Origin of the sequence: Salmonella sp. SJTUF14076 (assembly GCF_015534835.1) — a bacterium.
GTDB lineage: Bacteria > Pseudomonadota > Gammaproteobacteria > Enterobacterales > Enterobacteriaceae > Salmonella > Salmonella enterica.
On the sequence record NZ_CP064674.1, the window covers coordinates 4,629,378 to 4,642,013 of the forward strand.

The following is a 12,636-nucleotide window of genomic DNA, read 5'->3' on the forward strand; positions in this document are numbered from 1 at the left end:
TTGGCGCTTATTCCCCCACCTTGTGGGCGGTTCCGTGACGATTCAGACCGAAAACTTTGTAGACCAGCGTGACGGCCAGCAGGAAGATGACGCCGACAAACAGCGACATGCGCGTATCTTCATTAAAGTACATGCCGATTAAAACGCAAACCAGAAACGCCATCGTCAAATAGTTCGCCCACGGAAACATAATGGAACGAAAAGGATGATCCGCAATCGCTTCTTTATGCGCCCGACGAAAGCGCAGTTGGCTAATCAGAATGACAAACCACGGCACCATCCCCGGCAGTACGCTGGCGCTATAAACGTAAACAAAGACGCGCTGCGGATTGGGGATGATGTAGTTCAGGCAAGAACCTACCAGCAAAATCAAAATAGAGAGCGCCACGCCCGCGACCGGCACGCCGTGGCGAGAGACTTTCGCGACTGCCGCCGGCAGTTGACGGTTTTTCGCCAGCGCGTAAAGCATACGCCCACAGCTATACATTCCGCTGTTACAGCCGGAGAGCGCCGCCGTCAGCACGACAAAGTTGATAATGCCTGCCGCGGCGGTGATGCCGATTTTCGCGAAGGTGAGCACAAAGGGACTGCCGTTACTGCCAATCTCATTCCACGGGAAAATGGTGACGATCACGAAAATCGCGCCAACATAAAAAATCAGGATACGCCACAGCACTTTACCCACCGCGCTACGCAACGTCACCTGCGGATTCTTCGCTTCACCGGCGGTAATACCGATCAACTCAACCCCCTGATAAGAGGCCACCACGATACACAATGCGGTCAGAAAGCCTTTCCAGCCGCCGGCAAAAAAGCCGCCATGCTCGGTCAGATTACCAAAGCCAATCGCCTGGCCGCCGTTACCAAAGCCGAAGAAAATCACCCCCAGACCGATGATGATCATCACAATAATCGTGGTGACTTTGATCATCGCAAACCAGAACTCGATTTCACCATACAGGCGCACCGCAGCCAGATTCGCCAACGCGACCAGTCCGACGGCAATCAGCGCCGGTATCCACTGCGCCATCTCCGGAAACCAGAACTGGACGTAGACCCCAATGGCGGTAATTTCCGAGATCCCGACCGCCATCCACATAAACCAGTATGACCAGGCGGTAAGATAGCCAAAAAAAGGACTCATATACCGGTGGGCGTACACGGCAAAGGAGCCGGTAACAGGTTCCAGAAAGAGCATCTCCCCCATCGAACGCATGATGAAAAAGACGAACAATCCGGCGATGATATACGCCAGCAGCACTGACGGGCCCGCCCATTTCAGCGTACTGGCGGCGCCCATAAAGAGTCCGACGCCGATGGTGCCCCCGAGGGCAATCAATTCAATATGACGAGCTTCCAGCCCACGCTGTAGCTCCGGTTTTTTCTCTGCCATAAATCCTCATGTCGTGTTTGCAACGGTTCCGGTAGTACCGGTTATTGTTATGGGTACATCGATTGTTGCGAATATTTTCTTAAATTTGGACAAATGGCAAATGAAGCATTAAAAAAATGCACTTATTGTGTAAGAAATCATCGATTATGTTGTAAATGAGCAGCGCCATAAGCACAATCCGCTGCTCAAGTCATCAGAAGGGAGAATTAGAGATCGCCAGTATAGTGCCAGCGAAGGTAGCGCAGCAGACGCATCTGGCGGGTAATACGCTTCGGTTGAGAAAGCAGACGATACAACCACTCCAGCCCCAGGTTCTGCCATATTTTTGGGGCGCGTTTGACGTGACCGGTAAACACATCATAGGTCCCGCCCACCCCCATATATAACGCATGGGGATGCACTTCCCGACAATCGCGCATGAGTAATTCCTGTTTTGGCGATCCCATCGCGACGGTGACAATTTTCGCGCCGCTGGCATGGATACGCGCAAATAGCGCCTGACGCTGCTCCGGCGTAAAGTAACCATCCTGGCTACCCACAATATTGACGTTCCACTGCGTCCGCAGTTTTGCTTCCGTCTGCGCCAGCACCTCAGGCTTGCCGCCGACAAGAAATACCGGTGTGCCTTCTTTCCCCGCGCGCGCCATTAACGCTTCCCAAAGGTCGGCGCCAGCCACACGAGAAACCTGCGCCTGCGGAAATTTTTTACGTATTGAACGCACCACGCTGATGCCATCGGCATATTTAAATTCCGCCGCCGCTATCAACGCGCGTACTTCCGGATTATCTTCCGCCGTCAGCAGCTTTTCGGCGTTGATCGCCACCAACGTGCCTTGCTTCAGTTGACCATCGGCAAACAGATAATTCAGCGCATGTGACATGTCGCGCCAGCCAATCAGAGGTAACCCGCGCAGCGAGTAAAGGGGCGCAGCGGCATTATTGGTCATAGTTTTCCTTCCACCTGTGCCTGAGGGAGCGAAGTTGTACGTTTATGAATCAGTCCGGCGCTATCAAATAACCAGAACAGAAGCTTAGCGACCAGCAGGCTGGCGCCAAAAACCACCAGGAAGAAAACCACGCGCGAAACAAACGAATCCAGCCCTTCTCGCGCCAGCACAATCATATTAAAGATGGCGCCAAAGCAGAAACTGTGCAGAATCGCCGCCTTATAGCGATTGGGCTCCCGGTTACCCAGTTCATACAGCCAGTCGAACCATTTGATAATCAGCCCGACGACGATCGCGCCGAGCGGAATAAACAGCGCCCCGCCCATGACCACCAGCGATCCAATAAGCGTTGGCGATATCGCCAGGCCAGAATGGTTGTTCAGGACTTCCCAGGTGAAGTAATTCGCAGAGTTCAGCACAATACTGGGTCGTCCCGGCCATAACCAGGTGGGAATAAAGACGTAGAAATCACGCGCGATAGGGGCCAGCCCCTGAAAATCGATATTGTGGTAATTTTGCAACAGCAGCGCCAGATTCTCCCACGGCGAAAAGGTATCGCGCGTCAGATAAAGAAACGTATAGAACGCCTCATCGCCGCTCACATTTAATCCGTAGCGTTTGAGCGCCAGCCAGAACATACCGACAATCCCCAGCACGCCCGCCGCCGCCAGCATCCACAGGCTGATCCAGCCCCGAATAATGCCGATAAACAGGAAGATAGCAAACGCTATAATGATGTTGGCGCGCGTGCCGCCGACAATCATGTAGGTCAACAGACCAAACGCGACGGTGCTCACCAGAAAAAACAGCCACGCTTTGCTGTCCTGGCGCAGGAAATAGACCACCAGCATTGCCGGAATGAAGAAATAGAAGAACCGTTTTAACGCCACGCCGGAGACTTCGCTGGAAAAGATCTGGCTGTAGGAGTGCAGCCGGAACAGCAAAAAGCCGTTATGCATAAAGAAAATCGCCACGCTCACCAGCGCGATGCCCATCAGGATCACCCAGGTAAGGTGGGTTTCCACCCGGTTCATGGTAAATAGCGGCTTGCGTGGTACATCCACAACGCGTTTGCGTAAACGCGTTTTATAGGTCACGTAATACACGCCGTAGAAACAGGCGGCGGATAATAGAGCCTGCAATAAGATTTCCGGCGGCGCGACGCCAACGTCGAAACGAAATACCAGCACGCTGGTTAGCGGAAAACCAAAAAAGAAGGTCAACAAAAACAGCAACGAAAAGAAAACGTTGAAGTTAAAACGCACGCGGCGGAATTCAAACCAGGTCAGCGTGGCGATAAACAGCGTAGAGAGCAGCCAGACCACCAGCAGCCCGCTGAATTGCATTAAACTCATTCGGCTTCTCCTGCGGCGATTCTCAACGCATTATGCCACGGTTGCAGGTAGTTGGGGCTAAAGAAGGTGATGCCGCTTTTATCTACCGATGCGAGCTGACGCTGCGCCTCGCGCACGACCTGCTCATTAAGATCGTCCGTGGTAAACAGGACGGGCAGATGCTGTTCCGCCATATCCTGCCAGAAAGGATTGTCGCGGTTCAGTACGCACGGGATATCGGCCTGAATTAGCAGACACAACGTCCCGATCCCCTGTTGGCGGGCAAAAATAAAATAACCGAGGTCGCACTGGCGCAACAGCGCAAGATAGGCATCAAATTCCATTTTTTCGCTAAGAATTTGTAGATTTTCGGCGCTAAATAGCGCCAGACCGGCCTGACGAACCTCATCAATATAGGCCTGGTTATTGGCCGGATAGCCCATCGGCACCACCACGTTTACCGTATCGCCAAACTGCTGATACACCGCCCGTAACGCCGCAATATGTTGGTTACTGCGATCGCCGGAGTTCCCTACTAAAATAGTCAATTTCCCCGAACGTTGGCGCTCTTTTGCCATAGAGTTCAGGGAAGGATCCATGCGCGTCGGGAAATAGAGCAACTCGCCGCGTACGCTCGGGTGCTGGTGCGCAAAATAGCTGAGATCGCCGCGCGTCGCGAATACCCCCCCTACTCGCCCCTGCGCGATACGACGAAGCGGGTAGAAAAGGCGGAATTTCAGCCCGTGGGACACTTCGTAGAGATCCGCGCCCCAGATATGCCAGTAAAACTGAGCTGGCCTAATACCACCGCTTAACAGCGCCAGCCACAGGCTGGTGTTGAACTGACCGTGAAAGAAGAATCTCTGTCGACGATTTGCTTTCGCTTTGGCGATAACCGCCTGCGCCAGCGCTTTCTTACTGCCATAAAAACGAAGCGAGAGCGCCGGGCAGCTTTCCGTGAAGCCGTTATCTTCACCGGCAACCATAAATTCACGCGCGTGTTCGCTTGCGGCGGCCAGCGTATCATTGAAAAACCGCAGCACGGTGTGGTTATGGTGAGGGATATCCGATCCCAGGACGTGAATCAGTACAGTCATGCTCGCCTACGCCAGAGTAAAAATACGCCGCAACAAAGTGAAAAATAGACAATATAGGTGGCCATATAAGCCTGTGCCGCACCCAGCGCGCCGTGAGCGGGAATCAGCCAGTGAGCGAACGCCGTTAACAGAATGAACTGGCTAATTTCAGCCAGAATGTAAAATCGCAACGACGCTTTGGCAATCACCAGATAACCGAAAACATAGGCGCCGACTTTCAGCACGTCGCCCACTAACTGCCAGGCGAACAGATCGCGCATCGCGGTGAATTTGGCGGAAAAAAGCAGCCAGATAGCAAAATCGCGCAGTAGCCAGACGGTAAAACTCGCCGCCGCAACCGCCGGTAAAACAAATTTCAGCGCTTTTACCACTTCACGCGTAATGTCCTGTTTTTCCGTCAGGCGTGAGAGCGTAGGTAACAGGTAAACGCTGAAGGAGGCGGTGATAAATTGCAGATAGGCATCAGAAATGCTGCTTACACCCTGCCAGATCCCGACATCGCTCCAGCTATAGTGCGCGGCCAGTTGGTTTCGCATCATCACATAGGCGACCGGCATCGTAACGGAGGTAATCAGCGCCATCAGGGTAAATTTACTGAGCTGCCCTGCCAGACCGTTGTTCCAGGAGGGCTTGAGATAGCGTAGCGGGACGGTGCCGCGCTTAATCAGTATTATACCGGCGGGCACTACTACCAGCGCCGGCACCAGCGCCAGGCCAAGCAGAGCGCCTTCATAGCCGCCGACACGATAGCAGAGATACCAGGCGGCGACGCCCAAAAAGCTGCCGACAATTAACGATAAGGCATTACCCGACGCGTCACGAAAGCCCTTCATTAGCGCCAGCAGCAGGTTCGCCCAGGCGATCCCCATTTGTACCAGCGCAACCAGACGCACCAGCCCTTGATAGTCCGTATGACCGAACAATCCCTGGCTAATCGGCGCCGCCGCCAGCAGGAAGACCAGCGCCAGCAGCGTAGAGAACCCCAATACCATCGCGGAGGAGGTTCCCACCACGGTACGTAACTGCGCCGGGTCATCATGATGTTGTGCGACAAGTTTGGTAACGCCGTTAAATATCCCGGCGCCAGCCAATACGCCCAGCACGGTAATCATCTGGCGGAAGTTACCCGCTTGTCCGACGCCCGCCGGGCCAAAAGAGACGGCCAGTAGTTTCACCACCAGCAGTCCGGCGCCAATTTTTACCAGCGTACTGACCGCCGTCCACAGGGAGGCTTTAGCAAGCGACATATCAGGAGAAATAATTTAGCAAGGTAGTAATCACCGTTCGTTGATCGACGGGCGCAAGGTTATAAAACAGCGGCAGACGCAACAAACGTTCGCTCTCTTTTGTGGTGTAGACATCGTCCCCGATAAACTCGCCGAATTTATCGCCCGCCGGACAATCATGCAGCGGAATGTAATGGAATACCGCCATGATTTCCGCCTCTTTCAGGAAATTAATCAGCGCGCTGCGATCGGCGATATCCCGCAGTTTGATGTAAAACATATGGGCATTATGCCCGCAGTTTTCCGGAATAGAAGGCAGCTCGATACGCCCGGCGCGCGCCAGCGGCGTTAACGCATCGTAGTAAGTCTGCCACAGCGACAGACGCTGTTGATTGATACGATCGGCGGCCTCCAGTTGCGCCCACAGGTAGGCAGCCTGCAGATCGGACATCAAGTAACTGGAGCCGATATCCCGCCAGGTGTATTTGTCCACCTGACCACGGAAGAACTGGCTACGGTTGGTGCCTTTTTCGCGGATGATCTCCGCGCGTTCAATTAGCGTACGATCGTTGATCAGCGTCGCGCCGCCTTCGCCGCCAGCGGTGTAATTTTTGGTTTCATGGAAGCTAAAACAGCCGATGTGACCGATCGTCCCTAACGCGCGCCCTTTGTACGTGGACATCACACCCTGGGCGGCATCCTCGACAACGAACAGATTATACTTATCCGCCAGCGCCATGATGACGTCCATTTCACAAGCGACGCCAGCGTAGTGTACCGGCACGATAGCACGGGTTTTATCAGTAATCGCCGCCTCAATCAGCGTTTCGTCAATATTCATCGTATCCGGACGAATATCGACAAACACAATTTTCGCGCCGCGCAGGACAAAAGCGTTAGCAGTGGAGACAAACGTAAAGCTCGGCATGATCACTTCATCGCCGGGCTGAATATCCAACAACAGAGCCGCCATCTCCAGCGATGCGGTACAGGAAGGCGTTAGCAACACCTTCGCGCTGCCGAAATGTTGCTCCAGCCACTGCTGGCAACGACGCGTAAAGCCGCCGTCGCCGCACAGTTTGCCGCTGCTCATTGCAGACTGCATGTATTCGAGTTCGGTTCCCACCACCGGCGGCGCATTAAAAGGAATCATGTTGTCACCTGTATAACCAGTACGCAGTGCTTTCGATGTTGGCACCGCTTTGTATGTAACGTTTAAGCGCGGCGGTGTTGCCCAACTGGGTCGCCACCCGCAATGTTGCTTTGCCGCGACTCTGCGCCCAACAGATCGCCGCCTGCATAAGTTCCGCTCCCGCGCCGCGTCCGGCCAACAGACCGATGCGCGCGTCGGTATCATTCAATTCCCGCAGCGAGACGTAACCGCGGATAGCGCCTGTCTCCGTGCGAAGCACCAGGCATTGGTGATCAAACGTGCCGCGTACCGCATTCTCAATCCACTGGGCGTAAAAACGGGCGCTGGCGTCGGGCGCATACCACGGCGCGCGAAAACGACTCTGCGTAAACGCCTCTCCGGCCAACTGACGCAAAGCAGGAATGTCTTTAAGATGTGCAATTTCCGCGCCATGCTGGTCGCGATGCCCTTTTACCGGCAACGCAAAATCCACCTCGCCTTCAACCAAAGAGAATCCCAGCGATTGCAACGCCGACAGCCAGGCGATGTTTTCAGCCGGCACTTTTGCCTGCACGCGTTGCCATGCCTGCAGCGCTTCTGGCGTTAATTCGGGCGCTGAGACATCGATACGCACAATGCCGCTATTCACGCCAAAGAACGTATTTTCCCAGAGTAACGGTTCAATACTGGCGCGGACGGGCACGGAGCAACTCCAGTAAATATTGGCCATAGCCGGTTTTTTCAAGCTGACTGGCGGCGCGTTTCAAACCATCATCATCCAGCCAGCCGTTGCGCCAGGCAATCTCCTCCAGACAGGCAATTTTGAAGCCCTGGCGCTTTGATACGCCGCGCGTAATGGGATGCAACCGGGTACCGGAACCTCCCGCCAGAATGATGCCTTTCATTCGTTTCTCCTCCAGGAGTAAGAACCTGTCGTTTAGCGTTTCAGTCCTAAGCGTTCGCCCTGATAACTGCCATCCTGCACGGGTTTCCACCAGGCCTCATTGGCGAGATACCACTGAACGGTTTTTCGCATCCCACTTTCGAAGGTTTCCTGCGGCGTCCAGCCCAGCTCGCGGGCGATTTTCGACGCGTCGATGGCATAACGTAAGTCATGGCCGGGTCGATCGTCGACGAAGGTAATCAGATCGTGATAATTCGCCACACCCTGCGGTTTTTGTGGGGCCAGTTCTTCCAGCAGAGCGCAGATCGTCCTGACCACATCCAGATTTTTACGTTCGTTATGACCGCCGATATTATACGTTTCGCCCACCGCGCCGTTCGTCACCACGTGATACAACGCACGGGCATGATCCTCTACATACAGCCAGTCGCGAATTTGCTGACCGTTGCCATAGACCGGCAATGGTTTACCCGCCAGCGCGTTCAGAATCATCAGCGGGATCAGTTTTTCCGGGAAATGGTAGGGCCCGTAGTTATTAGAGCAGTTGGTGACAAGCGTAAGCAGACCGTAGGTACGTAACCAGGCGCGTACCAGATGGTCGCTGCTGGCTTTGGAGGCGGAATAAGGGCTGCTTGGCGCATATGGCGTGGTTTCGGTGAAGAAATCGTCTGCAGTATGCAGATCGCCATACACTTCATCGGTGGAGATATGGTGGAAGCGGAACGCCGCTTTAGCGTCCGCGTCAAGCGCGGACCAGTAAGCGCGAGCGGCTTCCAGCAAGGTGTAAGTACCAACGATATTCGTTTCAATAAACGCCGCCGGGCCGTCGATGGAACGGTCTACATGGCTTTCCGCCGCCAGGTGCATCACACTATCGGGCCGATACTGCTGGAAAACTCGCTCCAGTGATGCCCGATCGCAGATATCCACCTTCTCAAAGGCGAAACGGTCGCTTTGCGCCACCGACGCCAGAGACATCAGGTTGCCCGCATAGGTGAGTTTATCCACCACCACCACCGCGTCTGGCGTTTCATGGATGATATGCCGCACCACCGCAGATCCGATAAAGCCTGCGCCTCCGGTCACCAGAATGCGTTTCATCAGCGCCAGACTCCTTTGGTATCAACCACATAACGTTGATGAACCGCATCGCCGGGGATCGCTTTAAATTCGTCGTGATCGACCAGCATCACCAGCACATCGGCGGCGGCCAGCGCCGCGTCCAGCTTCGCCAGCGTGCAAAGTCCGTCCAATTTTTTCGGCAACTGACGGATATTCGGTTCGACGACCAGGGTTTCGCCGCTGTGCCAGCGGGCGATACTTTGCGCGATCCCCATCGCCGGGCTTTCGCGCAGATCGTCGATATTCGGCTTAAAGGCCAGCCCAAAACAGGCGATTTTCACTTCGCTGGCGCGTTTATCGGTGGCCGCCAGGCAATCTGCGACCGCGGCTTTTACCTGATCGACCACCCAGTGCGGTTTGCCGTCATTCACTTCACGCGCGGTGCGAATCAGTCTCGCCTGCTGCGGATTTTGCGCCACAATAAACCACGGATCGACCGCAATGCAGTGCCCGCCAACGCCTGGGCCCGGCTGCAAAATATTGACGCGCGGATGGCGGTTCGCCAGGCGGATCAATTCCCAGACGTTAATCCCCTGTTCGGCGCAAATCAGCGACAATTCATTCGCAAAGGCGATATTCACATCACGGAAGCTATTTTCCGTCAGCTTGCACATCTCTGCGGTGCGCGAGTTGGTGACAACGCATTCGCCCTCAAGGAAAATTTTGTACAGCGCGCTGGCGCGAGCCGAACATACTGGCGTCATACCGCCAATCACGCGGTCATTTTTAATGAGTTCCACCATCACCTGACCCGGCAGCACACGCTCCGGACAATAGGCGATATTCACGTCGGCCTGCTCGCCCGCCTGCTGGGGAAAGGTCAGATCCGGGCGCATCCCGGCCAGCCAGCCAGCCATTTGCTCCGTTGCGCCGACCGGCGATGTTGATTCCAGAATCACCAGTGCCCCTTTTTTTAATACCGGCGCAATGGATTTCGCCGCGGCTTCCACATAGGCCATGTCAGGGTCGTGATCGCCTTTGAATGGCGTCGGCACGGCAATCAGGTACGCATCGGCCTCGACAGGTGTCGTCGTCGCACGCAGAAAGCCGCCTTCCACCGCCATCTTCACCACATTGCCCAACGCCGGCTCCACGATGTGAATTTCACCGCGATTTATGGTGTCTACCGCATGTTGGTTGATATCCACGCCGATAACCTGCTTCTGGCGGGAAGCAAAAGCGGCCGCAGTCGGTAATCCGATATACCCCAGCCCAATAACAGAAATGGTCGTAAAACTCATAACGATACCCGATAACTTTTTAACGCCTGTAAAATGCGCGCGCATGATTGCCCGTCACCATAAGGATTATGGGCGCGGCTCATGGTTTGATATTCATTTTCGTCGTGCAGCAGACGCATAACTTCCGCCACAATGCGCCGGGAGTCCGTGCCGATCAGTCTTACCGTACCAGCGGTAATGGCTTCCGGACGCTCTGTGGTTTCACGCATGACCAATACCGGCTTACCTAATGACGGCGCTTCTTCCTGAATACCGCCGGAATCGGTCAGAATGAGCCAGGCGTGATTCATCAGCCAGACAAAAGGTAAGTAGTCCTGCGGCTCAATCAGTACCACGTTTTCAACATGGCCGAGGATACGGTTGACAGGTTCGCTGACGTTGGGATTGAGATGCACCGGATAGACAATTTGCACATTCTGGTTCGCGGCGGCGATTTCCGCCAGCGCCTGGCAGATATGCTCAAAGCCCTGACCAAAGCTTTCACGCCGATGACCGGTCACCAAAATCATCTTCTTATTCGCGTTGAGGAAAGGATACTGCTCGGCCAGTTCAGCCTGTAATGTATCGCTCGTCAGAACGCGATCGCGTACCCAGATCAGCGCGTCGATAACGGTATTGCCAGTGACAAAAATGCGCTCATCCGGAATGTTCTCCCGCAACAGATTCTGCCGCGAGTTTTCCGTCGGCGCAAAGTGGTACATCGCCAGATGTCCGGTCAGCGTGCGGTTTGCCTCTTCCGGCCAGGGGGAATAGAGATCGCCGGTTCGCAACCCGGCTTCTACGTGCCCTACCGGAATTCGTTGATAGAAAGCCGCCAGGCTGGTAGCAATCGTAGTGGTGGTATCTCCATGAACCAGCACCACATCAGGTTTAAAATCTGCCAGGATCGGCTTTAATCCCTCCAGAATTCGGCAGGTAATTTCCGTTAACCCCTGTCCCGGCTGCATAATGTTGAGATCGTAATCAGGCACAATAGAAAAAAGAGTTAATACCTGATCAAGCATCTCCCGATGCTGCGCAGTAACGCATACTTTGGCCTCGAAATGAGGATCTTTTTCCAGCGCATGGACCAGAGGCGCCATCTTAATGGCCTCCGGTCGTGTACCAAATACAGTCAGTACTTTCACATCGATTCTCTTCGAATAGACAGTAGGGGCCCAGCCCCCTACTGCAGAGGTGTTGCTAAATCGTGCGGCGACGGGTTAAGGCAACGCCCGCACCGATTAGCGCCCCAACGATACCCCACATAATCATCAGGAAGGCTCGGCGTGGGCTATCACGTTTTACCGGTTCTTCCGGCGTACGCAAATAACGATAGGTCTGAAAACGAGGGTCCAGGGTCGGCCCCACATTAAGCGTATTCAACATTGCCCGATTTTGAAAGTAGTCCAAATCGAACGCAGGGCCAACCGCTTGCAGATTTTCAAGACGCGCCTGCAACATAGGGCGACCGAGTAAAAAAAGCTCTGAGTCCGGTAATTCATCAGCCGGAACATCCGTCGCGCTACGAGAAATATTATGTTGTTCCGCAATTTTGAGCGCCTGCTCAATACTGTTTACACGACGTGAATAGATCGCTTTCGCAACCTCTTCCTGCCGTTTGACCTGCGCTTTCATCTGCACGGTACGCGCAGCCCAGGCACCTTTTAATTCATCATTCAGATGGCTCGCTGCCCGCTGACTGGCGAATGCGACATACTGACGCAGCAGATTATTGGCATCCGGCGCAGTTTCAGCAATCAGCCTCACGTTGTCGTTGATGGCGCGTGTAAAATCGCCGGGCGTAAACTGTATGTTATTGATCAGTTCATCAAGCATCGCCGCATCAGCTTTGCTATTCCCGACCATTCGCTGCTTGTAATAGTCCGTCTGTAACCAGAAATCGCGACGCGTATCCCAGGAGGCAAGTTGCATGATGAACTCTTTATACGCTTCATCCATCACCGAGGGCTTATCAGAAGAAGCAGGATCGGTCTTAATATCCAGGTTGCGCAGAAACTGCTGCTGGGAGTAATAACCGCCCAACATATTTACGGTTGGGCGATCGGTGATCGCCGTCGCACTCCACTCCTGACGAGCAAAAAAGGTATAGGCTAACGCGATAAGGGCAAATAGCAGGCCAATGCCGATAATCCAGAATTTGCCAGCCCATAAAGTACGAAACAACCCGCGAATATCCAGTTCATTTTCAGCGCTCACCGCGCGTGCCCCCGGTAATGGTTGTGTCATCGTATCCTCAT

11 protein-coding genes and 1 pseudogene are annotated in these 12,636 nt (G+C 54.3%); all 12 read right to left on the reverse strand.

Annotated elements, in window-relative coordinates:
* Nucleotides 1-7: 7 nt before the first annotated feature.
* Nucleotides 8-1,393, reverse strand: coding sequence for a bifunctional threonine/serine APC transporter ThrP (gene thrP, locus HU143_RS22210; RefSeq protein WP_000818378.1), 1,386 nt, complete (start codon nt 1,391-1,393; stop codon nt 8-10).
* Nucleotides 1,394-1,599: 206 nt separating this feature from the next.
* Nucleotides 1,600-2,340 carry a lipopolysaccharide N-acetylmannosaminouronosyltransferase gene (wecG, locus tag HU143_RS22215; protein ID WP_000183617.1) on the reverse strand — a complete coding sequence of 247 codons (741 nt, stop codon included), beginning with the start codon at nt 2,338-2,340 and terminating at the stop codon, nt 1,600-1,602.
* Nucleotides 2,337-3,695: an ECA oligosaccharide polymerase gene (gene wzyE, locus HU143_RS22220; protein WP_023226836.1), complete on the reverse strand. Its 1,359-nt coding sequence runs from the start codon at nt 3,693-3,695 to the stop codon at nt 2,337-2,339. Before wzyE ends, wecG begins: the two co-directional genes overlap by 4 nt.
* The gene (locus tag HU143_RS22225) at nt 3,692-4,771 is read right to left on the reverse strand and encodes a TDP-N-acetylfucosamine:lipid II N-acetylfucosaminyltransferase (protein ID WP_023226835.1); all 1,080 of its coding nucleotides are present in this window, start codon (nt 4,769-4,771) and stop codon (nt 3,692-3,694) included. The genes wzyE and HU143_RS22225 overlap by 4 nt, the downstream gene beginning before the upstream one ends.
* A complete protein-coding gene (gene wzxE, locus HU143_RS22230; protein WP_000050288.1) occupies nt 4,768-6,018 on the reverse strand; it encodes a lipid III flippase WzxE in 1,251 nt (416 codons plus the stop codon). The genes HU143_RS22225 and wzxE overlap by 4 nt, the downstream gene beginning before the upstream one ends.
* 1 nt (nt 6,019) lies before the next feature.
* The gene (rffA, locus tag HU143_RS22235; RefSeq protein ID WP_000612080.1) at nt 6,020-7,150 is read right to left on the reverse strand and encodes a dTDP-4-amino-4,6-dideoxygalactose transaminase; all 1,131 of its coding nucleotides are present in this window, start codon (nt 7,148-7,150) and stop codon (nt 6,020-6,022) included.
* 4 nt (nt 7,151-7,154) lie between these two features.
* Nucleotides 7,155-7,832 (reverse strand): dTDP-4-amino-4,6-dideoxy-D-galactose acyltransferase, encoded by a 678-nt coding sequence (gene rffC, locus HU143_RS22240; protein WP_023226834.1) that lies wholly within the window; start codon nt 7,830-7,832, stop codon nt 7,155-7,157.
* Nucleotides 7,810-7,974, reverse strand: a pseudogene (locus HU143_RS22245) (glucose-1-phosphate thymidylyltransferase); the annotation flags it as partial. The pseudogene HU143_RS22245 and the gene rffC, both read right to left, overlap by 23 nt.
* A 92-nt stretch (nt 7,975-8,066) precedes the next feature.
* Complete coding sequence (gene rffG / locus HU143_RS22250) at nt 8,067-9,134, reverse strand: dTDP-glucose 4,6-dehydratase (RefSeq protein WP_023226833.1); 1,068 nt, start codon at nt 9,132-9,134, stop codon at nt 8,067-8,069.
* Nucleotides 9,134-10,396 carry a UDP-N-acetyl-D-mannosamine dehydrogenase gene (gene wecC / locus HU143_RS22255; protein ID WP_000011236.1) on the reverse strand — a complete coding sequence of 421 codons (1,263 nt, stop codon included), beginning with the start codon at nt 10,394-10,396 and terminating at the stop codon, nt 9,134-9,136. The genes rffG and wecC overlap by 1 nt, the downstream gene beginning before the upstream one ends.
* Nucleotides 10,393-11,523: a non-hydrolyzing UDP-N-acetylglucosamine 2-epimerase gene (wecB, locus tag HU143_RS22260; RefSeq protein ID WP_000866685.1), complete on the reverse strand. Its 1,131-nt coding sequence runs from the start codon at nt 11,521-11,523 to the stop codon at nt 10,393-10,395. The genes wecC and wecB overlap by 4 nt, the downstream gene beginning before the upstream one ends.
* Nucleotides 11,524-11,578: 55 nt before the next feature.
* Entirely contained in the window at nt 11,579-12,625 is a 1,047-nt protein-coding gene (gene wzzE, locus HU143_RS22265; RefSeq protein WP_000193414.1) for an ECA polysaccharide chain length modulation protein, read from the reverse strand.
* Nucleotides 12,626-12,636: the final 11 nt, after the last annotated feature.

Coding starts and splice junctions, on each gene's coding strand:
- thrP (WP_000818378.1), bottom strand. CDS start 1,393: ATGGCAGAGAAAAAACCGGAGCTACAGCGTGGGCTGGAAGCTCGTCAT.
- wecG (WP_000183617.1), bottom strand. CDS start 2,340: ATGACCAATAATGCCGCTGCGCCCCTTTACTCGCTGCGCGGGTTACCT.
- wzyE (WP_023226836.1), bottom strand. CDS start 3,695: ATGAGTTTAATGCAATTCAGCGGGCTGCTGGTGGTCTGGCTGCTCTCT.
- HU143_RS22225 (WP_023226835.1), bottom strand. CDS start 4,771: ATGACTGTACTGATTCACGTCCTGGGATCGGATATCCCTCACCATAAC.
- wzxE (WP_000050288.1), bottom strand. CDS start 6,018: ATGTCGCTTGCTAAAGCCTCCCTGTGGACGGCGGTCAGTACGCTGGTA.
- rffA (WP_000612080.1), bottom strand. CDS start 7,150: ATGATTCCTTTTAATGCGCCGCCGGTGGTGGGAACCGAACTCGAATAC.
- rffG (WP_023226833.1), bottom strand. CDS start 9,134: ATGAAACGCATTCTGGTGACCGGAGGCGCAGGCTTTATCGGATCTGCG.
- wecC (WP_000011236.1), bottom strand. CDS start 10,396: ATGAGTTTTACGACCATTTCTGTTATTGGGCTGGGGTATATCGGATTA.
- wzzE (WP_000193414.1), bottom strand. CDS start 12,625: ATGACACAACCATTACCGGGGGCACGCGCGGTGAGCGCTGAAAATGAA.